Origin of the sequence: Xanthomonas sp. SI (assembly GCF_014236855.1) — a bacterium.
Lineage (GTDB): Bacteria > Pseudomonadota > Gammaproteobacteria > Xanthomonadales > Xanthomonadaceae > Xanthomonas_A.
Map to the genome: position 1 here is coordinate 2,880,832 of NZ_CP051261.1, position 25,996 is coordinate 2,906,827.

25 protein-coding genes and 1 riboswitch are annotated in these 25,996 nt (G+C 69.2%); of the genes, 11 read left to right on the top strand and 14 right to left on the bottom strand.

Annotated elements, in window-relative coordinates:
• Positions 1–67: 67 nt before the first annotated feature.
• From HEP75_RS11955 to HEP75_RS11965, 3 genes are all read left to right on the top strand, one after another.
• Positions 68–295, top strand: coding sequence for a hypothetical protein (locus HEP75_RS11955; protein ID WP_185823675.1), 228 nt, complete (start codon positions 68–70; stop codon positions 293–295).
• Positions 296–376: 81 nt separating this feature from the next.
• Positions 377–2,131: an ABC transporter permease subunit gene (locus HEP75_RS11960; RefSeq protein WP_185823676.1), complete on the top strand. Its 1,755-nt coding sequence runs from the start codon at positions 377–379 to the stop codon at positions 2,129–2,131.
• Between the two features lie 21 nt (positions 2,132–2,152).
• Complete coding sequence (locus tag HEP75_RS11965; RefSeq protein WP_185812880.1) at positions 2,153–3,472, top strand: nitrate/sulfonate/bicarbonate ABC transporter ATP-binding protein; 1,320 nt, start codon at positions 2,153–2,155, stop codon at positions 3,470–3,472.
• A gap of 137 nt (positions 3,473–3,609) precedes the next feature.
• Here the strand turns inward: HEP75_RS11965 and HEP75_RS11970 are convergent, their stop codons facing one another.
• The 6 genes from HEP75_RS11970 to HEP75_RS11995 form a co-directional block, all read right to left on the bottom strand.
• Entirely contained in the window at positions 3,610–3,927 is a 318-nt protein-coding gene (locus tag HEP75_RS11970; RefSeq protein WP_185823677.1) for a hypothetical protein, read from the bottom strand.
• A 128-nt stretch (positions 3,928–4,055) separates the two neighbouring features.
• Positions 4,056–5,246 carry a methyl-accepting chemotaxis protein gene (locus tag HEP75_RS11975; protein ID WP_185812878.1) on the bottom strand — a complete coding sequence of 397 codons (1,191 nt, stop codon included), beginning with the start codon at positions 5,244–5,246 and terminating at the stop codon, positions 4,056–4,058.
• Between the two features lie 148 nt (positions 5,247–5,394).
• Positions 5,395–6,009 carry a high frequency lysogenization protein HflD gene (gene hflD / locus HEP75_RS11980; protein WP_185823678.1) on the bottom strand — a complete coding sequence of 205 codons (615 nt, stop codon included), beginning with the start codon at positions 6,007–6,009 and terminating at the stop codon, positions 5,395–5,397.
• Positions 6,006–7,145 (bottom strand): tRNA 2-thiouridine(34) synthase MnmA, encoded by a 1,140-nt coding sequence (gene mnmA, locus HEP75_RS11985; RefSeq protein WP_185823679.1) that lies wholly within the window; start codon positions 7,143–7,145, stop codon positions 6,006–6,008. The genes hflD and mnmA overlap by 4 nt, the downstream gene beginning before the upstream one ends.
• Positions 7,142–7,600: an NUDIX hydrolase gene (locus tag HEP75_RS11990; RefSeq protein WP_185823680.1), complete on the bottom strand. Its 459-nt coding sequence runs from the start codon at positions 7,598–7,600 to the stop codon at positions 7,142–7,144. Before HEP75_RS11990 ends, mnmA begins: the two co-directional genes overlap by 4 nt.
• Complete coding sequence (locus HEP75_RS11995) at positions 7,600–8,100, bottom strand: hypothetical protein (RefSeq protein WP_185823681.1); 501 nt, start codon at positions 8,098–8,100, stop codon at positions 7,600–7,602. Before HEP75_RS11995 ends, HEP75_RS11990 begins: the two co-directional genes overlap by 1 nt.
• 75 nt (positions 8,101–8,175) lie before the next feature.
• Between HEP75_RS11995 and clpS the strand changes: the two genes are divergently transcribed.
• Together clpS and clpA are read left to right on the top strand one after the other, a co-directional pair.
• On the top strand, positions 8,176–8,496 hold the full coding sequence (clpS, locus tag HEP75_RS12000) for an ATP-dependent Clp protease adapter ClpS (protein WP_046979857.1): 321 nt from the start codon (positions 8,176–8,178) through the stop codon (positions 8,494–8,496).
• A 123-nt stretch (positions 8,497–8,619) separates the two neighbouring features.
• Entirely contained in the window at positions 8,620–10,902 is a 2,283-nt protein-coding gene (gene clpA, locus HEP75_RS12005) for an ATP-dependent Clp protease ATP-binding subunit ClpA (RefSeq protein WP_185823682.1), read from the top strand.
• Between the two features lie 120 nt (positions 10,903–11,022).
• Here the strand turns inward: clpA and infA are convergent, their stop codons facing one another.
• The 4 genes from infA to trxB form a co-directional block, all read right to left on the bottom strand.
• Positions 11,023–11,241, bottom strand: coding sequence for a translation initiation factor IF-1 (gene infA, locus HEP75_RS12010; protein WP_004425677.1), 219 nt, complete (start codon positions 11,239–11,241; stop codon positions 11,023–11,025).
• Between the two features lie 94 nt (positions 11,242–11,335).
• A complete protein-coding gene (gene aat / locus HEP75_RS12015) occupies positions 11,336–12,073 on the bottom strand; it encodes a leucyl/phenylalanyl-tRNA--protein transferase (protein ID WP_185823683.1) in 738 nt (245 codons plus the stop codon).
• A gap of 30 nt (positions 12,074–12,103) precedes the next feature.
• Positions 12,104–13,225 carry a GNAT family N-acetyltransferase gene (locus HEP75_RS12020; protein WP_185823684.1) on the bottom strand — a complete coding sequence of 374 codons (1,122 nt, stop codon included), beginning with the start codon at positions 13,223–13,225 and terminating at the stop codon, positions 12,104–12,106.
• Positions 13,226–13,279: 54 nt separating this feature from the next.
• Positions 13,280–14,248 (bottom strand): thioredoxin-disulfide reductase, encoded by a 969-nt coding sequence (gene trxB / locus HEP75_RS12025; RefSeq protein ID WP_185816421.1) that lies wholly within the window; start codon positions 14,246–14,248, stop codon positions 13,280–13,282.
• A gap of 297 nt (positions 14,249–14,545) precedes the next feature.
• Between trxB and HEP75_RS12030 the strand changes: the two genes are divergently transcribed.
• The 3 genes from HEP75_RS12030 (at position 14,546) to lolA (ending at position 19,646) form a co-directional block, all read left to right on the top strand.
• Positions 14,546–16,903: a DNA translocase FtsK gene (locus HEP75_RS12030; protein WP_185823685.1), complete on the top strand. Its 2,358-nt coding sequence runs from the start codon at positions 14,546–14,548 to the stop codon at positions 16,901–16,903.
• 101 nt (positions 16,904–17,004) lie between these two features.
• A complete protein-coding gene (locus tag HEP75_RS12035) occupies positions 17,005–18,945 on the top strand; it encodes a DUF3857 domain-containing protein (RefSeq protein ID WP_255423839.1) in 1,941 nt (646 codons plus the stop codon).
• A 74-nt stretch (positions 18,946–19,019) separates the two neighbouring features.
• Positions 19,020–19,646, top strand: coding sequence for an outer membrane lipoprotein chaperone LolA (gene lolA / locus HEP75_RS12040; RefSeq protein ID WP_185816419.1), 627 nt, complete (start codon positions 19,020–19,022; stop codon positions 19,644–19,646).
• Between the two features lie 50 nt (positions 19,647–19,696).
• Here lolA and dmeF read toward each other — a convergent pair whose 3' ends face one another.
• Positions 19,697–20,785, bottom strand: coding sequence for a CDF family Co(II)/Ni(II) efflux transporter DmeF (gene dmeF / locus HEP75_RS12045; protein ID WP_185823686.1), 1,089 nt, complete (start codon positions 20,783–20,785; stop codon positions 19,697–19,699).
• Positions 20,786–20,965: 180 nt separating this feature from the next.
• Between dmeF and HEP75_RS12050 the strand changes: the two genes are divergently transcribed.
• Positions 20,966–22,276 (top strand): replication-associated recombination protein A, encoded by a 1,311-nt coding sequence (locus tag HEP75_RS12050; RefSeq protein ID WP_185823396.1) that lies wholly within the window; start codon positions 20,966–20,968, stop codon positions 22,274–22,276.
• Between the two features lies 1 nt (position 22,277).
• A riboswitch (Fluoride riboswitch) is annotated at positions 22,278–22,348 on the top strand.
• A gap of 105 nt (positions 22,349–22,453) precedes the next feature.
• Positions 22,454–22,873 (top strand): fluoride efflux transporter CrcB, encoded by a 420-nt coding sequence (crcB, locus tag HEP75_RS12055; RefSeq protein ID WP_185823687.1) that lies wholly within the window; start codon positions 22,454–22,456, stop codon positions 22,871–22,873.
• Positions 22,874–22,889: 16 nt separating this feature from the next.
• Here the strand turns inward: crcB and HEP75_RS12060 are convergent, their stop codons facing one another.
• From HEP75_RS12060 to HEP75_RS12070, 3 genes are read right to left on the bottom strand one after another with little or no spacing between them, the layout of a single operon-like run.
• Positions 22,890–23,222 carry a DUF3325 domain-containing protein gene (locus HEP75_RS12060; RefSeq protein ID WP_185820122.1) on the bottom strand — a complete coding sequence of 111 codons (333 nt, stop codon included), beginning with the start codon at positions 23,220–23,222 and terminating at the stop codon, positions 22,890–22,892.
• Positions 23,219–24,838: a PepSY-associated TM helix domain-containing protein gene (locus HEP75_RS12065; RefSeq protein ID WP_185823688.1), complete on the bottom strand. Its 1,620-nt coding sequence runs from the start codon at positions 24,836–24,838 to the stop codon at positions 23,219–23,221. The genes HEP75_RS12060 and HEP75_RS12065 overlap by 4 nt, the downstream gene beginning before the upstream one ends.
• Positions 24,835–25,182 (bottom strand): DUF3649 domain-containing protein, encoded by a 348-nt coding sequence (locus HEP75_RS12070; RefSeq protein WP_185823689.1) that lies wholly within the window; start codon positions 25,180–25,182, stop codon positions 24,835–24,837. Before HEP75_RS12070 ends, HEP75_RS12065 begins: the two co-directional genes overlap by 4 nt.
• Positions 25,183–25,629: 447 nt before the next feature.
• Between HEP75_RS12070 and HEP75_RS12075 the strand changes: the two genes are divergently transcribed.
• Positions 25,630–25,989: a response regulator gene (locus tag HEP75_RS12075; RefSeq protein WP_185823690.1), complete on the top strand. Its 360-nt coding sequence runs from the start codon at positions 25,630–25,632 to the stop codon at positions 25,987–25,989.
• Positions 25,990–25,996: the final 7 nt, after the last annotated feature.

The window sequence follows — 25,996 nt, forward strand, 5'->3', positions numbered from 1 at the left end:
TGCGCCGTGTAGTCGCTGCCGGTTCCGCCTGTGCGTGCCGGAACCGATCCATGGTTCGCGGCGGCGCATGCAGCAGCCGCTGCTCGATCCTCACTGCACGCCTACCGGTCGTGTCGAAGGCAAACCGAGCTGGCTGGGCGCGTGCCGTCGCGAACGCGCCGCGGCCCTGGCCGACGCCGGCGCGCCCACTGCGATCAACGCCGCGACCGGCATCGGGCCGATGGCCTCTCGGCGCACCACGAACGCGGCAAAGCAGCGGCTGACGCCTGGCTTGCATATTCGCCCGCCACACTGAGCGGTCGTCCTGCGCCTGTTTCCCTCACTCCTCCCAACCCGTGCGCCGCAGCTGGCGCCGCCGTCCTGCCGGAACCTTCCCATGGTGCTATTCCCCCGCGACCGCAACGCGCCCGGCACTGTCGCCGCACGCCCCGGCGTGCTGCCCAATTTCCACGATCTGGCGGTGTTCGCGCTGCTGCTGGCGCTGGGCGTGCTGCTGTTGCACGGCGCCGCCGACATGCGCGCGCCGCTGCCGCCGCCGGGCACCGAAGCGGTCTCGCTGGATCTGCGCCAGCTGCCCGAATATGGCCTGCGCACCACCTTGCGCATGTTCGCGGCGATGGCCGCCTCGTTGGCGTTCACCTTCGTCGTGGCGACCCTGGCGGCCAAGAGCCGCCGCGCCGAGCGGCTGATCGTGCCGGCGCTGGACATCCTGCAGTCGGTGCCGGTGCTGGGCTTTCTGACCTTCACCGTGACCTTCTTCCTGGGCCTGTTTCCTGGCCGCCAGATCGGCGCGGAGCTGGCCTCGATCTTCGCCATCTTCACCAGCCAGGCCTGGAACATGGCCTACTCGTTCTACCAGTCGCTGCGCAACGTGCCGCGCGACCTGGACGAGGTCACGCGCGGTTTCGGCCTGTCCTCGTGGCAGCGCTTCTGGCGGCTGGAAGCGCCGTATGCGACGCCGGCACTGATCTGGAACATGATGATGTCGATGTCCGGCGGCTGGTTCTTCGTGGTCGCCTCCGAGGCGATCACGGTCGGCGACCACACCCTGGAACTGCCCGGCATCGGCTCCTATCTCGCCTTGGCGATCGCGCAGCGCAACTTCGCCGCGGTCGGCTGGGCGGTGCTGGCGATGGGTGTGCTGATCGTGCTGTACGACCAGTTGCTGTTCCGTCCCATCGTCGCCTGGTCGGACAAGTTCCGCGCCGAACTCACCGCCTCGCAGGACAAGCCGCAATCGTGGCTGTACGACCTGTTGCGGCGCACGCGCCTGGCCAAGCGCCTGGTCGCGCCGCTGGCCTGGGTCTGGCAGCGCACCTTGCTGCTGCGCTGGGCGCCGCGACGCCCGCGTCCGGCGGCCGCTTCCGTGCACGACGCCAGCGGCAACGTCTGGGGCGACCGGCTATGGAGCGCGGCGCTGGCCATCGCCGGTCTGGCTGCGGCCTGGTTCGCGTTCGATTACGGCCGCCAGCACCTTGGCCTGCACGACCTGGCCGAAGCGTTCGGCGGCGGCCTGGCCACGCTGCTGCGGGTGGTGGTGCTGATCGCGCTGGCCAGCGTGGTGTGGGTGCCGATCGGGGTGTGGATCGGACTGCGCCCGAAGGTCGCGCAGCGGGTGCAGCCGCTGGCGCAGTTCCTGGCCGCGTTTCCGGCCAACGTGCTGTTCCCGTTCGCGGTGCTGGCGATCGTGGCCACCGGCGCCAATCCGAACATCTGGCTGTCGCCGCTGATGATCCTGGGCACGCAGTGGTACATCCTGTTCAACGTGATCGCCGGCGCCAGCGCGTTTCCCACCGACCTGCGCGAGGCGGCCACGGTCTACCAGTTGCGCTCGTGGACCTGGTGGCGGCGGGTGATCCTGCCGGGCATCTTCCCGTACTACATCACCGGTGCGCTGACCGCTTCCGGCGGTTCCTGGAACGCCAGCATCGTCGCCGAACTCGCCAGCTGGGGCGATACCCAGGTGCAGGCCTACGGGCTCGGCTCCTACATCGCCCGCGCCACCGCCGCCGGCGATGGCGCGCGGGTGTTGCTCGGGGTGGCGGTGATGTCGCTGTTCGTGACCGTCTTCAACCGCGCGGTGTGGCGGCGCTTGTATGCCTTCGCCGAACGCCGCCTGCGCTTCGACTGACCCTCCTTGGAGATTCCGACCATGACCTTTTCCGCAAGCGCGCCCGAGCGCGCCCCGCTGGTCCGCGTCCACGGCGTGCGCAAGAGCTACGACAAGGGCGGGGCGACGCCGCTGGTGGTGCTGGACGATGTCGACCTGACCCTGCATTCGGGGCAGATCGTCGGCCTGCTCGGACGCTCCGGCTCCGGCAAGTCCACGCTGTTGCGCGCCATCGCCGGGCTGCTGCAGCCCAGCGCCGGCAGCATCGTGTTCCGCGACGCCACCCCGACCCAGGCGATCGACGATATCGCGATGGTGTTCCAGAGCTTCGCGCTGTTCCCGTGGCTGACCGTGCTGCAGAACGTGGAGGTCGGCCTGGAGGCGCGCGGCGTGGCGGCCGACGAACGCCGCCGGCGTGCATTGGCGGCGATCGACCTGATCGGCCTGGACGGCTACGAGGGTGCCTATCCGAAGGAATTGTCCGGCGGCATGCGCCAGCGCGTGGGCCTGGCCCGTGCGCTGGTGGTGCGGCCGAAGCTGCTGCTGATGGACGAGCCGTTCTCGGCGCTGGACGTGCTGACCGCCGAGACCCTGCGCACCGACCTGCTCGACCTGTGGTCAGAAGGGCGCATGCCGATCGAGTCGATCCTGATGGTCACCCACAACATCGAGGAAGCGGTGCTGATGTGCGACCGCATCGTGATCTTCGGGGCCAATCCGGGCCGGGTGATCGGCGAGATCCAGGTCACCCTGCCGCAGCCGCGCAACCGCCTGGCGCCAGCGTTCCGCGCCCTGGTCGACGACATCTACGCACGCATGACCGCCAGCCCGCAGCGGCCGCAGGCGCGCGAAGGCGTATTCCCCGGCAGCGGCATCGCCATGGTGCTGCCGCGGGTGTCGAGCAACCTTCTGGCTGGCCTGGTCGAGGCGGTGGCGGCCGAGCCGTACCACGGCCGCGCCGACCTGCCGCCGCTGGCCGCCAGCCTGCAGCTGGAGGTGGACGAACTGTTCCCGATCGCCGAAACCCTGCAGTTGCTGCGCTTCGCTGTGTTCGAGCAGGGCGACCTGCAGCTGACCCCGGCCGGGCAGCGCTTCGCCGAACTCGGCACCGACGCGCGCAAGCAGATGTTCGCCCAGCACCTGGCCACCTACGTGCCGCTGGCCGCGCACATCCGCCGCGTGCTCGACGAACGCCCGACCCACCATGCGCCGGCGCGGCGTTTCCGCGACGAACTGGAAGACCACATGTCCGAGGACTATGCGGCCGAAACCGTGCAGGCGGTGATCAGTTGGGCGCGCTACGCCGAGTACTTCGCCTACGACAAGCAGGCGGACCTGTTCTCGCTGGAGAATCCCAGCTGACTTCGTCGATGCGCAAGGCGACAGCGCCCATGTAGGAGCGGCTTCAGCCGCGACAGGTGTTACCGATAGATTCTGTCGCGGCTGAAGCCGCTCCTACAGGGCTTTGCGGCGCTCGGACAGAGCCCGCGCAGATCGCTTCAGTCGTTGTCGGCGAGCGCCGCATAGCCCGGCAGCGGTTGCGGCGTGCCGGCCGCGGCGATGGCGGCGCCGCTCAGGCCCATGTCCCAGGCCAGTCCGGCCCAGATCAGGTCGGCGATGCTATCGCTCTGCGCCGTCGGGCCACGCCCGCCGAGCATCTGCCGCAGTTCGTCCTGCGCCAGCATTTCCATCTGCCGCAGCGCGCTGCCCGGCTGCCGCCGCGCCACGACGGGCGTGACGTTGGCGGCCGCACCCGGTGCCGGGTGCGCGTGAGCGGGCAGGACGCCGTGCTCGGCGCTCAGGTCGTCGCAGGACATAGCCTCGACTCGGGACTGGGACTGGAAAGGCATCGGCTCGAACGGTCGGAGGAGGGCAGACACGACAAGCCCCGGACAGGGCCGGGGACTGGTCGTTTCATCGTAGGACGGGGTGCACGCGGTATCGGTCAGAACAACTCGACGGTGCCGGCGCCCATGCTCTGCTGCGCCACCGCCTTGTGCGGCGGACGCTCCCACTCCACGCGCATCTCGCGCAGGCGGGTGCCGACCCGCTGCAGGGCCTCGACCAGTTCGTTGTCGAACACGCCACCGTTGCGATGCAGCAGTTCCTGCAGGCCCACAGCCTCGCGGTTGATCGCGGTCAGGCGGTCCAGGTGGGTATGCACGCCACCCAGGGCCTGGGTCGCGATGTCCTCGAACTGCAGGGAACGCACCGCTTCGGCGACGCTGCTGTCGATGGCGCGGCCGCACTCGGAAATCTCGCGCATGCCTTCGCCCAGCGAATTGTTGATCGCCGCCACGTTGTCCAGCATCGACGCGGCTTCGGCGCGCGCCTCGCGGGAACGGTCCATGTCGCGCGAGGCCATGTGCGAAACCGTCTCGCGGACCTTGGCGATGGCGTCCTTGGAGCTGTGCGCCAGCTTGCGGATCTGCTCGTTGAAGGTGGTCGAGCGCTCGGACAGGTTGCGCACCTCGTCGGCGACCACCGCGAAGCCGCGGCCCGCCTCGCCGGCACGCGCCGCTTCGATCGCCGCGTTCAGCGCCAGCAGATTGGTCTGGTCGGCGATCGACTTGACGTCCTCCAGCAGGGCGAAGATGCCGTCCAGGTGCTGCGACATGTCGTCGATGTAATGCACCGTGGCGCTGCTCTGGCCGCTGACCTGTTCCAGCGCCTCGACCAATTGCTCCATGCGGTGGCTGGCATGCTGGGCGAAGCGGGCCACGTCGACCCCGGCACCGCCGTCGTCGCCGGCGCGGTCCACGATCCGCGCAAGCGCCACGCTCTGCTGCCGCGACTTGCGGTTCATCGCCTCGAAGCTGCCGCCCAGGCCGCTGACCGCCTGACGGATCAGTTCGCGGGCCCGTTCGATTTCGCTGCGCGAGCCCTCGATCTCGTTGCCGACGAAGTTGCGCAACTCCGACAGCAGCTGATCCTGCTCGCGCATGATCTTGGACTGCTCCGGCGAGCGCCGGCTCTGGCTGTAGGCTGTCCAGGCGGCGAAGCCCAGCCAACTCAACGTCATCGTGGTGAGGATGGCCCAACGGACCGGGGCCGGCCAATCGAAACCGGCGGCGATGGGGAACAGCAGCGTCAGGGCGAGCGGGGCGGCCAGACGGATTAGGAGGCGTGAGTACATGGACGTTCTCGGCAGATTCACAATTGCTGTATCGGCCGTACCCCCTCGGTCTTTAGCCGCCAGATGGAGCGGATCGCGTCGGCGCGGTAAAAAAACGTGCGCTGCATCGAGCCCCTGCCGGCAGCGCCAGCGCCCCGCCAGCCAACGCTCAGCCCAGCGCGCGGTCCACCGCGTCGATCATGCGCCGCTTGGCCAGCAGGAAATCCCACAGGCTGCCGCCCATCTGCCGCCACAGCACCGCCGAGCGCACCGCGGCCAGCAACAGCGCGCGGATCTCCGCCACTACCCCGGCCTGGCCCAGGTAATGCGGATTGCCCTGCACCATCACCCGCGGGCGCAGGTGGCTGATGGTGTCCGCATACAGCTGGCCGAGCGCGCCGATTATCTCCGGATGCGCACTGTCGGCGTGTTCGCCCAGCATCGGCGCGATCCGGGCGATGCCGGCGGTGACCTTGGCGCTGGTCTCGGTGTCGCGCACGAAGCGCCGTTCCAGCTGCAGCACCGCCAGCGCCAGCCGCGGCAGCGCCTCGTCCTGGCCCTGGTTGCGGAAATAGTTGTGCAGCAGGCGCAGCCCGGGCGCGACGTCGCCGACCCGGCCATAGACCGCCTCCGGCGTGTCGGCGTCGGTGCGGAACACGCTGTCCAGCAGGGTCCGCACCAGCGACGCCTCGGACTGCCCGGTCTCGGCGATGCGCCGCACCTGCTGCAGGGCCTGGGCGACGCCGGCCAGCGCCAGCACGCGCGCGTCCATGGAATCGGTCATCGGGTGGTTTCCTCATGTAGATCGGTGCGCTGCGCCAGACGGCGTTGCAGCGGGGCATCGGTGGTGGCGATCACGGCGCCGCCCAGGCACTCGTCGCCCTGGTACAGCACCAGCGACTGGCCGGGGGTCACGGCGCGCTGCGGGCGGGCGAAGCGCACCGCCAGGGTGCCGTCGTCGGCCACCTCGACCATGCACGGCTCATCGGCCTGGCGGTAACGGGTCTGCGCGGTGCAGTCGAAGCGCCGCGCCGGCGCCGACCCGGCGATCCAGTGCGCGGCTTCGGACTGCAGCTGCGTGGACATCAGATGCGGGCTGTCGCGGTCCTGGTCCACGTACAGCACGTTGCCCGCCACGTCCTTGCCGACCACGTACCAGGGCGCCGCCGCGCGGCCGCGCACGCCGCCGATGTTCAGGCCCTCGCGCTGGCCCAGGGTGAAATAGAACACCCCCGGATGCTCGGCCACGACCTGTTCCTGCGGGTCGCGGATTTCGCCGCGCCGGGCCGGCAGATAGCGGCCGAGGAATTCGCGGAAGTCGCGCTCGCCGATGAAGCAGATGCCGGTGGAGTCCTTCTTCGCGTGGGTCGGCAGGCCGGCCTCGCGGGCGATGCGCCGTACCTGTTCCTTGGGCAGCTCGCCGACCGGGAACAGGGTCGCGGCCAACTGCGCCTGGCCGAGCTGATGCAGGAAATAGCTCTGATCCTTGTTGCGGTCCACCCCGCGCAGCAGCCGCCAGCGACCGTCGGCGAAGACCACCCGGGCGTAGTGGCCGGTGGCGATGCGTTCGGCGCCGAGTTCGCGCGCCGCGTCCAGGAAATGCTTGAACTTGACCTCGCGGTTGCACAGCACGTCCGGGTTGGGCGTGCGCCCGGCGGCGTATTCGGCCAGGAAGTGCGCGAACACGCCTTGCCAGTATTCCTGGGAGAAATCGCGGAAGTGGAACGGCATGCCGAGCAGGCCGCACACCGCCACCGCGTCGCGGCGGTCGTCCTCGGCGCGGCAATCCCCGCTGCCGTCGTCGGCCCAGTTCTGCATGAACAGGCCGGCCACGTCGGCGCCTTGCTGCACCAGCTGCCAGGCCGCCACCGACGAATCGACCCCGCCGGAGACGCCGACCATGATCCGCGCGCCGTTCATGCCAGTTGCTGCACCAGGTCCAGCGGATAGCGCTTGCCGGCGAGGAAATCGGCGGCCACCTGCCACACCAGCGGGCTGCGCCAGCGCGGCGCGGCAGCCTCCAGCTCGGCCGGGGTCATCCACAGGGCGCGCACGATGCCGTCGTCCAGCGGCCGCTGCGGGTCGTGCGCGACCGGCTCGGCGGCGAAGGCGAAGCGCAGGTAGTGGCGGCCGTTGTCGGCCTTCCATTGATAGGCGCCGATGAACGCGGTCAGCCGCACCTGCCAGCCGGTTTCCTCCAGCGTCTCGCGCAGCGCCGCCTGCAGCAGGCTCTCGTCCGGCTCCAGGTGCCCGGCCGGCTGGTTAAGCACCAGCGCGCCGGCGATGGATTCCTCCACCTGCAGCAGACGGCCGTCGCGGACCACCACCGTGGCCACGGTCACATCGGGCTGCCAGGGGCCGGGAGCCAGCGCCATCAGAACGCGTCCTTGCCGGCGTTGAGTTCGGCATCCATCGCATCGGCGCCGCGCGCCGCCGCTTCCAGCGCCTCGCGCAAGGCGGTGTCGTCGGCATCGGCGGCCACCTTGACCACGAACACCGCGGTGCCGCCCTGGCGCACCCAGCCGCCGAGGATGTCGGCCTGCGCGTCTTCCAGCAGGCGGTTGGCGACCGCGGCGGGCAGGGTGTCGCCCTTGGCCTGGTAGGCCGGCGACCAGATCTCGCGGATCCGGTAGCTGCCGAAGCTTTCCACCGGCGAGCGCACGTAGATCAGCTGCTGGCGCTCGCGGCCCTGTTCGCGAAGCCCGAACAGCAACTGGTAGTCGCCGTCGGCATCGGCCTGGACGTCGTAGCCCATCGCCTTCAGGCGCTTGCCAAGCGCCTGGTCCGGCGCGGCGGCGGCTGGCAGCGAGGCCACCAGGAGCGCGGCGAGCAGGGCGGCCGTGCGGAAATTCGTCGAATGCATGCGTTGCGCCATCAAAGGAGGGGAATTGTGCGGGCAGGATCGGCGATCGTCCAATCCGGGCCGACAGCGGCCGTATATAATCGGCACATGCCTCGCAAGAATTCTTCAGACCACGACCACGGCGTAATGGTGGAGACCGGCAAGCCCGAAGTCGCCCGCCCGCCGATGTACCAAGTGCTGTTGCTGAACGACGACTACACCCCGATGGACTTCGTGGTGACCGTGTTGCAGCAGTTTTTCTCGCTGGACCTGGAGAAGGCCACGCAGGTGATGCTGCACGTGCATACCCGCGGCCGCGGCGTCTGCGGCGTGTATACCCGCGAAGTGGCTGAATCCAAGGTAGCTCAGGTGAACGAGTTTTCGCGGATGAACCAGCATCCCCTGTTGTGCACGATGGAAAAAGCCTGATATTGGTAAGCGTCGGTCACCGGTTTGCCCGGACTAACGCGGTCTGAACACACTGATCCGATAGGGTTGTGGAAATTCGCAACTCCAGCCGCATATTGTTGGCAACAGACGTCGGAGTGAACCATGTTCAGCAAAGATCTCGAGCAAACCATCGGCCAGTGCTACAAGCGCGCCCGGGAAGCCCGCCATGAGTTCATGACGGTCGAACACCTGTTGTTGGCATTGCTCGACAACCCTTCGGCGCAGGCGGTGCTGAAAGCCTGCGGTGCCGATACCGAGCGCCTGCGCGGCGAGTTGGAGCAAGCCATCGAGGCTTCGGTGTCGCGCCTGGCCGAAGACGACGGCCGCGACACGCAACCCACGCTGGGCTTCCAGCGGGTGCTGCAGCGCGCGGTCTACCACGTGCAGTCCTCGGGCAAGAAGGAAGTCACCGGCGCCAACGTGCTGGTCGCGATCTTCGGCGAAAAGGACTCGCATGCCGTGTATTTCCTGAATCAGCAGGACATCACCCGGCTCGACATCGTCAACTACCTGTCGCACGGCATCGCCAAGCTCGGCGAAGAGGGCGAAAGCCCGGCGCCGTCCGACGGCGAGGCCAAGGGCGAGGCGGGCGAGGGCGAGGCCAAGGGCGACGCGCTGGCCGAATACGCCAGCAACCTGAACGAACAGGCGCGCAACGGCCGCATCGACCCGCTGGTCGGCCGTGCCGACGAGATCGAGCGCACCATCCAGGTGTTGTGCCGCCGGCGCAAGAACAACCCGCTGTACGTGGGCGAGGCCGGTGTCGGCAAGACCGCGATCGCCGAGGGCCTGGCCAAGCGCATCGTCGAGGGCAGCGTGCCCGAGGTGCTGGCCGACGCGGTCATCTATTCGCTGGACCTGGGCGCGCTGGTCGCCGGCACCAAGTACCGCGGCGACTTCGAAAAGCGCCTGAAGGGCGTGCTGACCTCGCTGAAGAAGGTGCCCAACGCGGTGCTGTTCATCGACGAGATCCACACCATCATCGGCGCCGGTTCGGCGTCGGGCGGCACCATGGACGCCTCCAACCTGATCAAGCCGGCGCTGGCGTCGGGCGACCTGCGTTGCATCGGCTCGACCACGTTCCAGGAATACCGCGGCATCTTCGAGAAGGACCGCGCGCTGGCGCGGCGCTTCCAGAAGATCGACATCGTCGAGCCGACCGTGGGCGAGACCTTCGAGATCCTGCAGGGCCTGAAGCCCAAGTACGAGGCGCACCACGGCGTGACCTACGCCGACGACGCGCTGCAGGCGGCGGTGGACCTGTCGGTCAAGCACATCGGCGACCGCCTGCTGCCGGACAAGGCGATCGACGTGATGGACGAGGCCGGCGCGCGCCAGCGGCTGCTGCCGCAAGGGGTGCGCAAGGAACTGATCGACATTGAGGAGATCGAGACCATCGTCGCCAAGATGGCGCGGATCCCGGCCAAGCAGGTCAGCGCCACCGATAAGGACGTGCTGCAGCACCTGGAGCGCAACCTGAAGATGGTGATCTTCGGCCAGGATCCGGCGATCGAGACGCTGGCCTCGTCGATCAAGCTGGCGCGCTCGGGCCTGGCCAATCCGGAGAAGCCGATCGGCAACTTCCTGTTCGCCGGCCCCACCGGCGTCGGCAAGACCGAGGTGACCAAGCAGCTGGCGCTGCAGCTGGGCATCGAGCTGGTGCGCTTCGACATGTCCGAGTACATGGAGCCGCATTCGATCAGCCGCCTGATCGGTGCGCCCCCTGGCTATGTCGGCTTCGACCAGGGCGGCCTGCTGACCGAGAAGATCGTCAAGACCCCGCACTGCGTGCTGCTGCTGGACGAGGTGGAGAAGGCGCATCCGGACATCTTCAACATCCTGTTGCAGGTCATGGACCGCGGCGTGCTGACCGACACCAACGGGCGCGAAGCCAACTTCAAGAACGTGATCCTGGTGATGACCACCAATGCCGGTGCCACCCAGGCCTCGCGGCGCTCGATCGGCTTCACCAAGCAGGACCATTCCACCGACGCGATGGAGAGCATCCGCCGCAGCTTCACCCCGGAATTCCGCAACCGCCTGGACGCGGTGGTGCAGTTCCAGCCGCTGGCGTTCAGCCACATCCTGCGCGTGGTCGACAAGTTCATCATCGAACTGGAGATGCTGCTGCAGGAGAAGCATGTGTCGCTGTCGGCCACGCCGACCGCGCGCGACTGGCTGGCCCAGCACGGCTTCGACCCGCTGATGGGCGCGCGGCCGATGGCGCGGGTGATCCAGGACAAGGTCAAGCGCCCGCTGGCGGACGAACTGCTGTTCGGCAAGCTGGTCGGCGGCGGCCGCGTCACCATCGACGTGCGCGAGGGCGAGCTGGTGGTGGATGCCCAGGCCGAGCCGGAGCGCCTGCTGCCGGCGACCGTCGAGTGACGACGGCTAGCTAGAACGCCAGGCACGACAAAAGGCGGCTGCAGCACTTGCAGTCGCCTTGCGATGTCACCGAGCGAAAGGCGGCCGATGGCCGCCTTTTTCACGACCGCTGCGAGGCGGTCACTTCATGCGGTAGGTGATACGGCCCTTGGTCAGGTCGTACGGGGTCATCTCGACCTTCACCCGGTCGCCGGTCAGGATGCGGATGTAGTTCTTGCGCATGCGTCCGGAGATGTGGGCGATGATCTCGTGCCCATTTTCCAGCTTGACCCGGAAGGTGGTATTGGGCAACGTCTCGCTGACGGTGCCTTCGAATTCGATGGAGTCGTCTTTCGACATGTATTCCTGTGCGATTTCGCGTGCGGCCAAAGGCCTTAAGAGCGGGGATTTTACTCGCCTCGGCCGCCGCATGCAAAGTTTGCGTTAACCCCGCTCAGGGCAAGGCCAGTTCCGCGGCCGCCAGTTCGCCGAAATGCGGCGTCCACGGGCCAGGTGGAGCGGGCTTGGCCACCAGCGTGGCGACCGCGTCGAGGAACGCCGCGCGCGGCCAGCGCTGCGCGCCGAGGCTCAGCAGGTGGTCGTTCTCGACCTGGGCATCGATCAGCGGCCAGCCCCAGCCATGCAGGCGCCTGGCCAATGCCGCCAGCGCCACCTTGGAACCGCCGCTGCGCGCACTGAACATGCTTTCGCCGAAGAACATGCGTCCGCACGCCACGCCGTAGATGCCGCCGACCAGTGCCTCGCCGTCGAACACTTCCACCGAGTGCGCGTGCCCGGCGCGATGCAGGGCGACATAGGCGGCGCTCATCTCGGCGGTGATCCAGGTCCCGTCCTGGCCGCGGCGCGGCGCCTGCGCGCAGGCGGCGATCACCTGCGCGAACGCGGTGTCGGCGCGCACCCGCCACGGCGAGTGGCGCAGCGAGCGGCGGAAGCGCGAGGACAGCCGCACCGCGTCGCTGCGGAACACGGTGCGCGGGTCCGGGCTCCACCACATGATCGGATCGCCGTCCGAGTACCAGGGGAAGATGCCGTGCGCGTAGGCATTGAGCAGGCGCGTCGCGGTCAGGTCGCCGCCGATCGCGAGTAGCCCTTCCGGTTCGCGCAACGCGCTCGCCGCGGGCGGGAACGGGGCGGCCGGATCGGTGGCAAGCAGGGCAGGGAGACGGCGCATCGGCGAAGCGTAGCCGATCGGGCGGGCGGCTCAGTCCTGGCGGAACGGCGAGTGCCGCAGCAGGGTCGCCGCATGCTGGCGCACCGCGGCCGCTTCCTCCGCGCACCAGTCGGCCAGCGGCGCGCGGAAGCCGGGGTCGGCGATCCAGTGGCGGCTGCGCACCAGACGCGGCAGGAAGCCGCGTGCGATCTTGTGCTCGCCCTGCGCGCCGGGTTCGAAGCGGGTCAGGCCTTCGCGCAGGCAGTAGTCGATGCCCTGGTAATAGCAGGTCTCGAAGTGCAGGCCGGGCAGGGTGTCGCCACCCCAGTAGCGGCCGTACAAGGTGTCGCCGCCGCGCAGGCATAGCGCCCCGGCCACGGGCGTTTCATCCATCATTGCCAGGAATATCAGAAAGTTACGCGGCATTTCTCGCGCAAGATGCGAGAAGAACTCCAGCGTCAGCGCCGGCGAGTTGCCGTAGTCGTCGAAGGTGCGTAGGTAGAACCCATACATCGCCTGCAGGTCGGCGGCGCTGGCCTCGTCGCCGTGCACGACGCGGAAGCCGATGCCGGCGCGTTGCACCTTGGCCCGCTCCTGGCGGATGTTCTTGCGCCGCTTGTGGTCCATCGCCGCCAGATAGGCATCGAAATCCGCCCAGCCGGCCTCGTTGTGCCACTGGTACTGCACGTCGCAGCGCGCCAGCCAGTCGTCGCCGAATGCGGCGTCATCGTCCGCGCTGTGGAAGTTCACGTGCGCCGAGGACAGGCCGCTGGCCTCGGTCAGCGCCTGCATCGCGGCCAGCAGCGCCTGGCGCCCGGCGCTGTCGCGCGCCAGCAGGCGCGGCCCGGTCACCGGCGAATACGGCACCGCGCACAGCCATTTCGGGAAGTAGTCCTGGCCGTAGCGCGCATAGGCATGCGCCCAGGCATGGTCGAACACGAATTCGCCATGCGAGTTGGTCTTCAGGTAGCCCGGCGCGGCGGCGACCAGCGTGTCGCCGTCCCACAGGGTCAGATGCAGCGGATTCCAGCCCCAGTCCGGGCGCAGGCAGCCGTGCCGTTCAAGGCCGGCCAGGAACGCGTGCGCGACGAACGGGTTGCGGCCGTCGTGCAGGGCGTCCCAGTCGGCGGCGGCGACCTCGTCGAGCCGGTGCAGCCAGCGCACGCCGCTCATGCCAGCCTGCGCTTGTGCGTTGCGGATGGCATCAGCGGGCGTGTGGCTGCGCGCTCAGGCACCCTTGTCCAGATAGCGCTCGGCATCCAGCGCGGCCATGCAGCCGAAGCCGGCCGAGGTGATCGCCTGGCGGTAGTGCTGGTCGGCGACGTCGCCGGCGGCGAACACGCCCGGCACCGAGGTCTCGGTGGCCGCGCCGCCGAGGCCGGAGCGGATCTCCAGGTAGCCGTTGTTCATCGCCAGCTGGCCGTCGAACAGCTGCGTGTTCGGGTGATGGCCGATGGCCACGAAGAACCCGTGCGCTTCGATCTCGCGGGTACTGCCGTCCTGGGTGGACTTGACCCGCACCCCGGTGACGCCGGCCTCGTTGCCCAGCACTTCGTCGATGGCGTGGTGCCAGACAGTCTCGATCTTGCCCGCCGCGACCTTGGCGAACAGCTTGTCCTGCATGATCTTCTCGGCGCGCAAGGTGTCGCGGCGGTGCACCAGGTAGACCTTGCGGGCGATGTTGGACAGGTACAGCGCCTCTTCCACGGCGGTGTTGCCGCCGCCGACCACGACCACGTCCTGGTCCTTGTAGAAGAAACCGTCGCAGGTGGCGCAGGCGGACACGCCGCGGCCCTTGAACGCTTCTTCCGAAGGGATGCCCAGGTACTTGGCGGTGGCGCCGGTGGCGATGACCAGCGCGTCGCAGGTGTACTCGGCGCTGTCGCCGCTGAGCTTGAACGGGCGCTGCGACAGGTCGGCGGTATGGATGTGGTCGAAGATCACCTCGGTGTCGAAGCGTTCGGCATGCGCCTGCATCCGCGACATCAGGTCGGGGCCTTGCAGGCCATGGGCGTCGCCGGGCCAGTTGTCGACCTCGGTGGTGGTCATCAGCTGGCCGCCCTGCTGCAGGCCGGTGATGACCACCGGCTTGAGATTGGCGCGCGCGGCGTAGACCGCGGCGGTCCAGCCGGCCGGGCCCGAACCCAGGATCAGCAGGCGGGAATGCTTGGCGGAATTGGCGACAGAAGAGCTCATGTATACTCGCGAAGAGGTGGAAATGGCGGCGGATTCGCGGCATTGCGCGGCTTCCGGCTTAGTCGCATAGAGTGGCGGCCGGCCTGGGATGAATCAAGCCGCGTGGCGAGAACGCTGCGGCCTGCGCTCAGCGTGCCGCCTTGCGCAAGCCGCGTTGTCCATGCCGCCGCGTCGCGGCAGGAGCGGGCCCTGGACGCTTCAGGCTTCGCCTGCCGATCCGGTGCCGACTGCTGAAATGCCAATCCGATTCGTTTATTATCAAACACTAACGGTGTATTTCTAAGGTCTGGTCATAGCGTGGCGAAGCAGGTTCCGGAACGCGGCAAATCCCAGGGCGCCAACGCGGCCGCACGCAAGCAGGCCGCCGCGGCCAATCCGCGCCGGCAGAAGCTGTGGCGCGACCTGGCGCTGATCGCGATCGCGCCGCTGCTGCTGTACCTGCTGGCCAGCCTGGCCACCTATTCGGCGACCGATCCGGGCTGGTCGCATACCGGCAGCGTCATCGCGCCGGTGCACAACATGGGCGGCAAGTTCGGCGCCTGGATCGCCGACGTGCTGCTGCAGCTGTTCGGCTACGTGGCGTTCCTGCTGCCGGTGGTGATCGGCGCGGTGTCCTGGATCGCGCTGTTCGGCATGGACAGCGATGGCGACGGCGAGGCCGACCTGGGCCCGGCGCTGCGCCTGGTCGGCATCGTCGGCTTCCTGATCGCAGGCACCGGGCTGCTGCACCTGCGCCTGTTCAGCGGCGACGTGGCCGGCGCCGGCGGCATCCTCGGCAAGCTGGTCGGCAGTTCGCTGACCGCCGGCTTCGGCGCGCTGGGCAGCAACCTGTTCGTGCTGGTGCTGCTGCTGGTATCGATCACCCTGGCCACCGGCCTGTCCTGGTTCGCGGTGATGGAGCGCATCGGCCGCGCGGTGATGACCCTGCCGACGCTGGCGCGGCGCGGCAGCCAGCAGGCCAACGAATGGCAGCAGACCCGCGCCATGCGCGAGGAACGCGAGGAAGTGCGCAAGGTCGATGCGGTGCAGCGCGCCAAGCGCGAGCCGGTCAAAATCGAGCCGCCGCCGGCGCCGGTGGTGGAGAAGAGCGAGCGGGCCAAGCGCGAGCAGCAGATCCCGCTGTTCCACGGCACCGGCGGCGACCAGTCCGGCATCCCGCCGCTGGCCCTGCTCGACGATCCCAAGCCGCAGACCAAGGGCTATTCCGAGGAAACCCTGGAGACCCTGTCGCGGCAGATCGAGTTCAAGCTCAAGGACTTCCGCATCGAGGCGCAGGTGGTCGGCGCCTATCCGGGCCCGGTGATCACCCGCTTCGAGATCGAGCCGGCGCCGGGGGTCAAGGTCAGCCAGATCAGCTCGCTGGACAAGGACATCGCGCGCGGCCTGTCGGTGAAGTCGGTGCGCGTGGTCGACGTGATCCCGGGCAAGTCGGTGGTCGGCCTGGAGATCCCCAACGTCAGCCGCGAGATGATCTATCTCAGCGAGCTGCTGCGCTCCAAGGAATACGACAAGTCGGCCAGCCCGCTGACCCTGGCGCTGGGCAAGGATATCGCCGGCCGCCCGACCGTGGCCGACCTGGCGCGCATGCCGCACCTGCTGGTCGCCGGCACCACCGGCTCGGGCAAGTCGGTGGCGGTCAACGCGATGGTGTTGAGCCTGCTGTACAAGGCCTCGGCCAAGGAACTGCGGATGCTGATGATCGACCCGAAGATGCTCGAGCTGAGCGTCTACCAGGGCATCCCGCACCTGCTGGCGCCGGTGGTCACCGACATGAAGGAGGCCGCCAACGGCCTGCGCTGGTGCGTGGCGGAAATGGAACGCCGCTACAAGCTGATGAGCACGGTCGGGGTGCGCAACCTGGCCGGCTTCAACAAGAAGGTCAAGGACGCGCAGGACGCCGGGCAGCCGATGATGGACCCGCTGTTCAAGCCCAACCCGGACCTGGCCGAGGCACCGCGGCCGCTGGACACGCTGCCGTTCATCGTCATCTTCATCGACGAATTCGCCGACATGATGATGATCGTCGGCAAGAAGGTCGAAGAGCTGATCGCGCGCCTGGCGCAGAAAGCGCGTGCGGCCGGCATCCACCTGATCCTGGCCACCCAGCGCCCGTCGGTGGACGTGATCACCGGCCTGATCAAGGCCAACATCCCGACCCGCATCGCGTTCCAGGTCAGTTCCAAGATCGATTCGCGCACCATCCTCGACCAGTCCGGCGCCGAGACCCTGCTCGGCCACGGCGACATGCTGTACCTGCCGCCGGGCACGGCGATGCCCGACCGCGTGCACGGCGCCTTCGTCAGCGACGAGGAAGTGCATCGCGTGGTCGAGCACCTCAAGGCCAGCGGCCCGGCCGACTACATCGAGGGCGTACTGGACGAGGTGCAGACCATGGGCGATGGCACCGTGGTCGGCGCCACCGGCCTGCCGGAGAGCGGCGGCGGCGGCGGGGACGAGTCCGATCCGCTGTACGACGAAGCCTTGCGCATCGTCACCGAGACCCGCCGCGCGTCGATCTCCGGCGTGCAGCGGCGGCTGAAGATCGGCTACAACCGCGCCGCGCGGCTGATCGAGGCGATGGAAGCGGCCGGCGTGGTCAGCCCGCCCGAACACAACGGCGACCGCAGCGTGCTGGCGCCGCCGCCGCCGAAGTGAGACGCGCGACGCGGCCCGCATCCCGGTTCACGGCCACCGGCACCGTCCGGCGCAGCGCCGCATGCGATGCTGGCGGCCGTTCCCGCTCGCTGCCGTTGCCGATGTCCCGAACCGCCTGCACCCTGCGCCTGTTGCTGTGCGCCGTCCTGGCCGTGGCCGGGTCCGCTGCCGCCGCGCCGCCACCAGCCGCGGCGGCCAGCCCGGCCGCGGCCACGCCCGAAGTCGCCAACAACTACAGCTACGTGCGCTACCGCGCCGACTACGAGGTGCGCGACGACGCCAGCAGCGTGGAGACCGACGAGTACGAGCTGCTGCTGAAGACCAAGGCCGGCGTGGACAAGTTCAGCCAGGTGCGGCTGAGCTACAGCGAGAAGCTGGAGACCCTGGAGGTGCTGGCCGCCTACGCGATCACCCCGGACGGGCTGCGCCACGACGTGCCGGCCGACAAGATCTACACCCAGGAAAGCTATTCCAGCGCCTCGGCGGCGATGTACGCCGACCGCAAGGTCAAGGTGGTGGTGTTCCCCAACCTGATGCCGGGCACGCGCCTGGTGTACCGGGTGCGCCGCACCCAGACGGTGCCGTATTTCCCCGGCTACTTCAGCCTGTGGGAGACCTTCAGCGTGTTCTCCCAGTACGACGACGCCACGGTGACCCTGGTCGCGCCGCGGCGCATGCCGATGCACGTGTCCACGCGCGGCGTGGACGGTGCCGACAAGCCGAAGATCGACGGCGCGCAGGCGCGCTGGGAGTGGCGCTACCAGCGCCGCGAGCCGATGAAGAGCCAGAACTGGGCGGCGGCGACCTGGGAATTCAGCCCGACCATCATGGCCAGCAGCTTCCGCCGCTGGTCGCAGATGGGCGAGGCCTACCAGCGCAGCAGCGGCGTGGCCGCGCAGGTCACGCCGAAGGTGCGCGCGCGCGCCGAGCAGATCACCGCCGGTATCGGCGAGCGCCGCGCGCAGGCCGCCGCGCTGTACGAGTGGGTGGCGCGCAACATCCGCTACGTGGCGGTGTACCTGGGCAATGGCGGGCTGGAGCCGAACAGCGCCGACAGCATCCTCGACAACCACTACGGCGACTGCAAGGACCACACCGTGGTGCTGGAGGCGCTGCTGGCGGCAAAGGGCATCGCCAGCACGCCGGTGCTGATCGGCGCCGAAGGCGGGCCGACCCTGCCCGAGGTGCCGGTGCTCGGCCGCTTCAACCACGCCATCACCTATCTGCCCGAGTTCAAGCTGTACGTGGACTCGACCAATCCCTACGCGCGCTTCGGCCAGCTGCCGGCCGGCGATCTCGGCGTGCCGGTGCTGCACACCGTGGACGGCAGCGTGGCGCGGACTCCGGCCAACGACGCGCGGGTGAACCTGTACCAGGCCGAGGCCGACTACCGCTTCGCCGCCGACGGCAGCCTGAGCGGCACCACCAGGCTGGACAGCGGCCAGATCGGCGAGATCGGCCTGCGCACCATGTTCGTGCAGCTCAATACGCAGAACCGTACCCGCATCGAGGAATCGATCCTGGCCGCGTCCGGCTTCGACGGCAGCGGCGAACTGGAGCTGCAGGGCGCGCCGCAGGACCTGAGCCGGCCGTTCGGTTACGCCTACAAGTTCCGCGCCAGCGACTACGTCGACTTCGGCGTGGTCGGCGGCATGACCCTGCCGCAGATGCCCGGCGCCGATTCGGTGCGCGGGGTGTATGCGACCACCTCGGCCGAGCGCAACCTGACCCCGTTCTACTGCAACGACAACGCGCGCAGCGAGACCTACCGGCTGACCTTCCCGGACAGCGTGCCGATCATCGCCATTCCGGCCGACACCCATTTCCGCAACGCCGCCGGCGAATACGCCGCGACCTGGGTACGCGACGGGCAGACCGTGGTCGCCACGCACACGCTGCACCGGCGCGCGGTGCATGGCCCTGAGGCGCTGTGCCAGCCGCAGGACTACGCCGCGTTCCGCGAGCTGTACCAGCAGGTGCGGCGCGGCTTCCGCAGCCAGATCCTGTACGGCGACCTCGGCCGCATGCAGACCGGGCACTGAGCGCCTCACCGTCTGATCGCCTATTCAGCTTGTTCGCGGCACACTTCCCACACTCCATCCGGAACTCCATCCGCATGCTTCGCACACTCCGCTATACCGTCCTCGCCAGCGCGCTGCTGGCCGGCAGCGCCTTCGCCGGCGCGCGCGACGACCTGAACACCTTCACCCGCGGGCTCAAGGGCCTGGACGGCCAGTTCGCGCAGAAGGTCTACGACGGCAAGGGCGCGCTGAAGGAAACCGCCAGCGGCCGCGTCGCGCTGTCGGCGCCGCGCCTGTTCCGCTGGGAATACCGCAAGCCCTACACGCAGCTGATCGTCGCCGACGGCGCCAAGGTCTGGGTCTACGATCCGGACCTGAAACAGGCCACGGTGCGCACCCAGGGCGCCGAGGAGCAGAACAGCCCGCTGACCGCGCTGATCGACCCGGGCAAGCTGGACCGCCAGTACGACGTCAGCGAGGAAGCGGTGGCGCGCGACGGCCTGCAGTGGCTGTCGATGACGCCGAAGGTGGACACCGAGGCCAGCTTCCAGATCGCCAAGCTCGGCTTCGATGGCGGCGGCCTGGCGCGGATGGAGGTGGTCGATGCGGTCGGCCAGCGCACCGAGATCAGCTTCAGCGACTGGAAGCGCAACCCGGCCTTCGCCGCGGGCACCTTCCGCTACGTGCCGGACAAGGACGTTGACGTGGTCGGCGACCGCTGAGGCGCCGAACGCCGGCCGCGGCCACGCCGGGCCGGCTCAGCCGGGCCGGCTCAATCAGGGCAGGTCTGCACTTCGATGCTGACGTGCCCCAGCGTCGCCACGCCCTCCAGGCGCGCGTGGTAGAACGCCGCCGGCCGCGGCCGGTGGGTCACCAGCGACACGATCGCCGCATGCTGGCCGGGGCCGATCCGCCACACGTGCAGGTCGGCGATGCGCTCGTCGTCCTGTTCCAGGCGTGCTTTGATCTGCGCCTGCAACGCGGCCGGCGCCGACGCGTCGAGCAGCACCGCGCCGGTATCGCGCAGCAAGCCCAGCGACCAGCGCGCGATGACGACGGCGCCGACGATGCCCATCAGCGCGTCCATCCATAGCCAGCCCAGGGTCTTGGCCAGCAGCAGGGCCACGATCGCCAGCACCGAGGTCAGCGCGTCGGCCAGCATGTGCACGTAGGCCGAGCGCAGGTTGTTGTCGGTATGCGCGTGCGCGGCGTGGTCCGCGGCGGCATGCGTGCGCTCGGGCGCGAGGGCATGGACATGAGCGTGCCCGTGGGCATGATCGTCGTGGTCGTGGTCGTGGTCGTGGTCGTGGTCGTGGTGTGCGTGGCACTGCACGGCGGCTGCATGACCGTGGCTGGAATCGTCATGCGCGTGCCCATGGCCATGGTCGTGACCATGGTGATGGTCGGCGCCGAGCATCCACGCGCTGACCAGGTTCACCAGCAGGCCCAGGGAGGCGATCCAGATCGCCTCGTCGTAGGCGATCCGCACCGGCTGCGCCAGGCGCAGCGCCGACTCCACGCCGATGCCGAGCGCGATCAGGGCCAGGATCAGCGCGCTGCAGAACCCGGCCAGGTCGCCGACTTTGCCGGTGCCGAAGCTGAAGCGCGGATCGTGCCGGTGGCGGCGCGCGAACCAGTAGGCGAAGCCGGCGATCGACAGCGCCCCGGCGTGGGTGGCCATGTGCATGCCGTCGGCGAGCAGCGCCATCGAGCCGGTCCACCAGCCGGCGACGATTTCCACGACCATCATCACCGCGGTCAGCGCGACCACCGCCCAGGTCCGGCGCGCGTTGCGCTCGTGGCGATCGCCGAGGAAGTCGTGCGCGTGGGTGAAGGCATCCAGCGTGCGGTGGTGGCTCATCGGGACACTCGCAGGGCAGGGGAACGCAACGGATTGTAGCGACAGCGCGGTGCCGATTTGCGCTGCCGGCGCCACCGGCAACGCGCGGCCTGCACACGCCGGCGATAGAATGCGCAGGTGGCCAAGCGCAGACTCCTCGCCCCCGATACCCCCGACCTGCTGAGCGTCGATCGCGATGCGATGCGCCCGCTGGCCGAGCGCATGCGTCCGCGCACGCTCGACGAGATGGTCGGGCAGAAACGCCTGCTGGCGCCGGCCAGCGCGCTGCGCCGCGCGGTCGAGTCCGGGCGCGTGCATTCGATGATCCTGTGGGGGCCGCCGGGCTGCGGCAAGACCACCCTGGCGCTGCTGTTGGCGCATTACGCCGAGGCCGAATTCAAGGCGATCTCGGCGGTGCTGTCCGGCCTGCCGGAGGTGCGGCTGGTGCTGGCCGAGGCCGCGCAGCGCTTCGCCGACGGGCGCCGCACGGTGTTGTTCGTGGACGAGGTGCACCGTTTCAACAAGGCGCAGCAGGACGCGTTCCTGCCGCACATCGAGCGCGGCACCATCCTGTTCGTCGGCGCCACCACCGAGAACCCGTCGTTCGAGCTGAACTCGGCGCTGCTGTCGCGCTGTCGCGTGCACGTGCTGGAATCGGTGTCGCCGCAGGACATCGTCGAAGCGCTGCAGCGTGCGCTGCACGACAGCGAGCGCGGCCTGGGCGAGGAGGCGATCCGGGTCTCGGACGCGGCGCTGCTGGAGATCGCCAGCGCCGCCGACGGCGACGTGCGGCGCGCGCTGACCCTGCTGGAGATCGCCGCCGAGCTGGCCCAGGGCGAGGACGGCGAGATCACCCCGCAGACCCTGCTGCAGGTGCTGGCCGACCGCACCCGCCGCTTCGACAAGGGCGGCGAGCAGTTCTACGACCAGATCTCGGCGCTGCACAAGTCGGTGCGCAGCTCCAACCCGGATGCGGCGCTGTACTGGCTGACGCGCATGCTCGACGGCGGCTGCGATCCGGCCTACCTGGCGCGGCGCCTGACCCGCATGGCGATCGAGGACATCGGCCTGGCCGATCCGCGCGCCCAGCAGATGGCGCTGGAAGCCTGGGACATCTACGAGCGGCTGGGCAGCCCGGAAGGCGAGCTGGCCTTCGCGCAACTGGTGCTGTACCTGGCCAGCACCGCCAAGTCCAACGCCGGCTACGCCGCGTTCAACCAGGCAAAGGCCGAAGTGCGCGAGAGCGGCACCGAGGAAGTGCCGCTGCATCTGCGCAACGCGCCGACCAAGCTGATGAAGAACCTCGGCTACGGCGAGCATTACCAGTACGACCACGACGCCGAGGGCGGCATCGCCCTGGACCAGACCGGGTTTCCGGATGCGATGGGCGAGCGCGTGTACTACCGGCCGGTGGAGCGCGGCCTGGAGATCAAGCTCAAGGACAAGCTCGACCGGCTGCGCGCCGCGCGCGAACAGGCGCGGGCTGACAAGGCCAAGCCGACGCGCTCATAATCGGCAGCAAGGAGATGGCATTCCTCCTCGAACCGCCCGCAGTCCCTGCGCGCTGATGATGCCTGCCCAACCCCCGCCGGGGCGGCAGGCTTGCGCCCCGGCATCGCCCGATCTGGAGACCACGATGCCGCACTTCGTTTTCCCACGCCACCGCGCCGCCGCGCAGCGGGGCCGCGCATGAACTTCGCCGTGTGGTGGCAGCAGTTGCTGCTGGCGATGGCCGGCGGCGCGGTCGGCTCCGGGCTGCGCTTCGCCGTCGGCAGCGCCTTGCTGCAGCGCTACGGGGCCGGTTTTCCGTGGGGCACGCTGACGGTGAACCTGGTCGGCGCGTTCTTCGGCGGTTTCCTGCTGGTCTGGATCGAAGGCAAGGGCGCCAGCGCGCCGTACTGGCGGGCGCTGCTGATCGTCGGCCTGCTCGGCGGGCTGACCACGTTTTCCTCGCTGATGATGGAGAGCCTGGTGTTCCTGCGCAACGGGCGCGGCGGCATGGTGCCGCTGTACCTGGCGATCACCCTGGCGGCGGGCCTGCTGCTGGTGATCGGCGGCGCCCGCGTGGCCACGGAATTGCGCCCGCCGTCGGCCAGCGCGGCCAACTGAACCGCGCCGGCGCGGCTCAGGACAGCAGCGCCGCAGCTAGCCCCAACGGCGGCGCGGCCAGCGCCAGCGGCACGATGGCGCGCGGCCGGTACGGCAGCAGGCCATAGGTCAGCAGCGCGGCGCTGGCGCTGAGCGTGCCCAGCCACAGCACCGCGCCGATGGTCCAGCCCCGCGCTGTCACGCAGCAGGCGAACGCCGCGGCCAGCAGCAGCCAGCCGGCGACGCGCAGCTGGCGCATCCGCGCCGGCGCGGCGCGCTGCGCGCCGTACAGTTCCAGCTGGTGTTTCTCCATCGCCAGGCACAGCGCGACGAAGCCGGAAAAGGCCAGGCCCAGGCCGAGCAGGTTCATGGCGTCTCCAGCGCCGCGGTGGTAACCGGCTGCGCCGCCGCGCGTTCGCGTGCGCGGCGTTCGGCCGCCGACAGCGGCGGTTGCCAGCGCTGCATGCGCCGTGCGGCCAGCGCCAGCACGCAGCCCAGCCCGAAGCACACCAAATCCACTCCGGCCAGCGCCCAATCCCGCGCCGGGAGGCTGTTGCCCAGGTGCGCGTCGCTGGTCGCTACGTTGAGCAGCGGCAGCAGCGCGAACAGGGCGGCACCCAGGTACAGCTGCCAGGCCCACATCGCACGCTTCGGCCAGGCGAAGGCGGCGAGCAGCGCCGCCGCCCAGGCCAGGAAGAACGCAGCCGCTTCCTGCTCCGGGCGCTCGGCCACCTGCACCGGGATCAGCCGGTTGCCCCAGAAGTAGGCGGCGAAGGCGATCGGCAAGCCGGCCACCGTGCCGATGTTCAGCGCATCGACCAGGCGCAGGCCGACGCCGATCCGGCCGGCCTTGGCGTGCTTGGGCCGTTCCTTGACCGCCCACAGGATCACGCCGCTGGCCACCATCAGGCAGCCGAGCAGGCCGGAACCGAAGAACAGCCAGCGCAACCCCGATCCGGCGAAGTGCGCCAGGTGCAGGCCGTACAGCGTGCTGCGGGTCTGCGCGGCCGCGCCGGGGCTGCCGCTGCGCGCCAGGACCTGTCCGCTGCCGGCATCCAGCAGCAGCGACGGCGGGTCGTAGGCCAGGCGCCGGCCCTCGCCCTGGCGGATCTCGATCACCGCCGCGGCATCGTCCGGGTTGTACAGCGAGAACCCGGCGATCGGCGCCTGCGCGCCCCATTCGGCGCGGGCCACGTCCAGCAGGCGCGCGATCGGCAGGCGCGTGCCCGGCCGGCCGCTGGCTTCGCGGGTGTTTTCCGGCTGCGAAAAGGCTTCGGCATAGAACGCGTCTTCCGCATTCGGATAGGCGACCTTGATGCCCCACGGCAGGTACATCAGCATCAGCGTGACCAGCCCGGTGTAGGTGATCATCGCGTGGTAGGGCAGGGCCAGCACCGCGCTGACGTTGTGGAAGTCCAGCCACGAGCGCTGGCCCTTGGCCGGGCGGAAGGTGAAGAAGTCCTTGAAGATCTTCTTGTGGGTGATGACCCCGCTGATGATCGCCACCAGCATGAACATCGCGCAGAAGCCGACGATGTAGCGCGCCCACAGCACCGGGATGTAGTGCAGATCGAAGTGCAGGCGATAGAAGAACTCGCCGCCGCGGGTGTCGCGCGCGGCGCTGGGCTGGCCGCTGAGCGGATCCAGCAGCGCGTCGCCGAACATCTGATTGCGGCTCTGGGCGCTGCCGTCGGCCGGCGGCGGATTGCGCCAGAACAGTTGCGTGAACGAGGAACGTGCGCCCGGCAGCGACACCGTCCATTGCGGCGACTGCGGCGCTTCGCGCTGCAGCAGCGCGACCGCGCGCGCGGCGACGGCATCCGTGCTCAGCGGCGCACGCGGCAGTTCCGGGCGCATCCAGCGGCTGATCTCGTCGCGGAAATAGCTGGCGGTGCCGGCCATGAAGATCAGCAGCAGCACCCAGCCGACCAGCAGCCCGGTCCAAGTGTGCAGCCAGGCCATCGACTGGCGGAATCCCTGCTTCATGGCGCGTGCCGCTGCAGCCAGGCGATGGCCAGGGCCATCGGCGCCAGCAGCGCGGCGATCCCCAGCCACGCGCGGGTGGCGCTGCGCGTGGCGAACGCCGATAACGCGGTGCAGGCGCAGACCAGGATGCCCAGCATCATGCCGCTCAGCACCGCCTGCGCACGCAGGGTCGGCCACAGCAGCGGCAACAGCGCGGAGGTCGCCGCGGCCAGCGCATAGCCGCCGAAGATCGCCGCCAGGGTGCGCGACAGCACGCCCAACCAGGGCGGCAATGGACGCCGCGACGCAGCGGGCGTGCGCGAGGCGTGGGGATCGGACAGAGGGGCGGGAGCAACTGGATGCATGGGAGCCTGTCGGGAAAAGGCACCGGCTTGGCATCGGGCTAGGCGGGAGCGTGGCGGCGATGAATCCTGCCGAAAACGTTAATGATACGCATTCCTATCTTTGCTGCGCAATGCTCCGGTAGCGCGTGTAGCGACCGCAGTGTCGGCCAGGAAGCTCGCCGCCGATCGGCGGCGACGGTGGTCGACTATTCCTGGCGTACCTGATGCCGTGGTCACAGGTAGCAGACGTGGCAGTCCAGGCCACGGCACCGCGAGGCAAATGACGGCCTCGTGGCAAGTTCTGGCGCTGCAATCCTTCCCGTACTGCTGGCACCATTGGGCCAAGCGAACGATGTGGAGCGCAAGGGAGGGCGGCCGTTGCCGCGTTCCCGTCACGACGCAGTCCCGCACCGGATGCGCCCGATGGCCGGTGGATGCCGGCGACAGACCACTGCGGAGACGCGATAGATGAAGATTCTGATCGTCGACGATTACCGAACGATGCGGCGTGTCATCCAGAACCTGTTGAACCGGCTCGGCTATGACGACGTGGCCGAGGCCGCCGACGGCGCGTCGGCGCTGGCCACGTTGCGTGCGGACAAGGTCGGCCTGGTCCTGTGCGACTGGAACATGCAGCCGATGACCGGCTTGCAGCTCCTGCGCGAGATCCGCAGGGACCGCGCGATAGCAAGCACGCCGTTCATCATGGTCCTCGCCGACAACAGTCGGGACGACATCATCGCGCTCAAGGATGCGGGGGCGGACGGCTACCTCGTGAAGCCTTTCAACGCCGAGACGCTGCAAGCCAAGATCAAGGCCGTGCTCTGACCGGTTT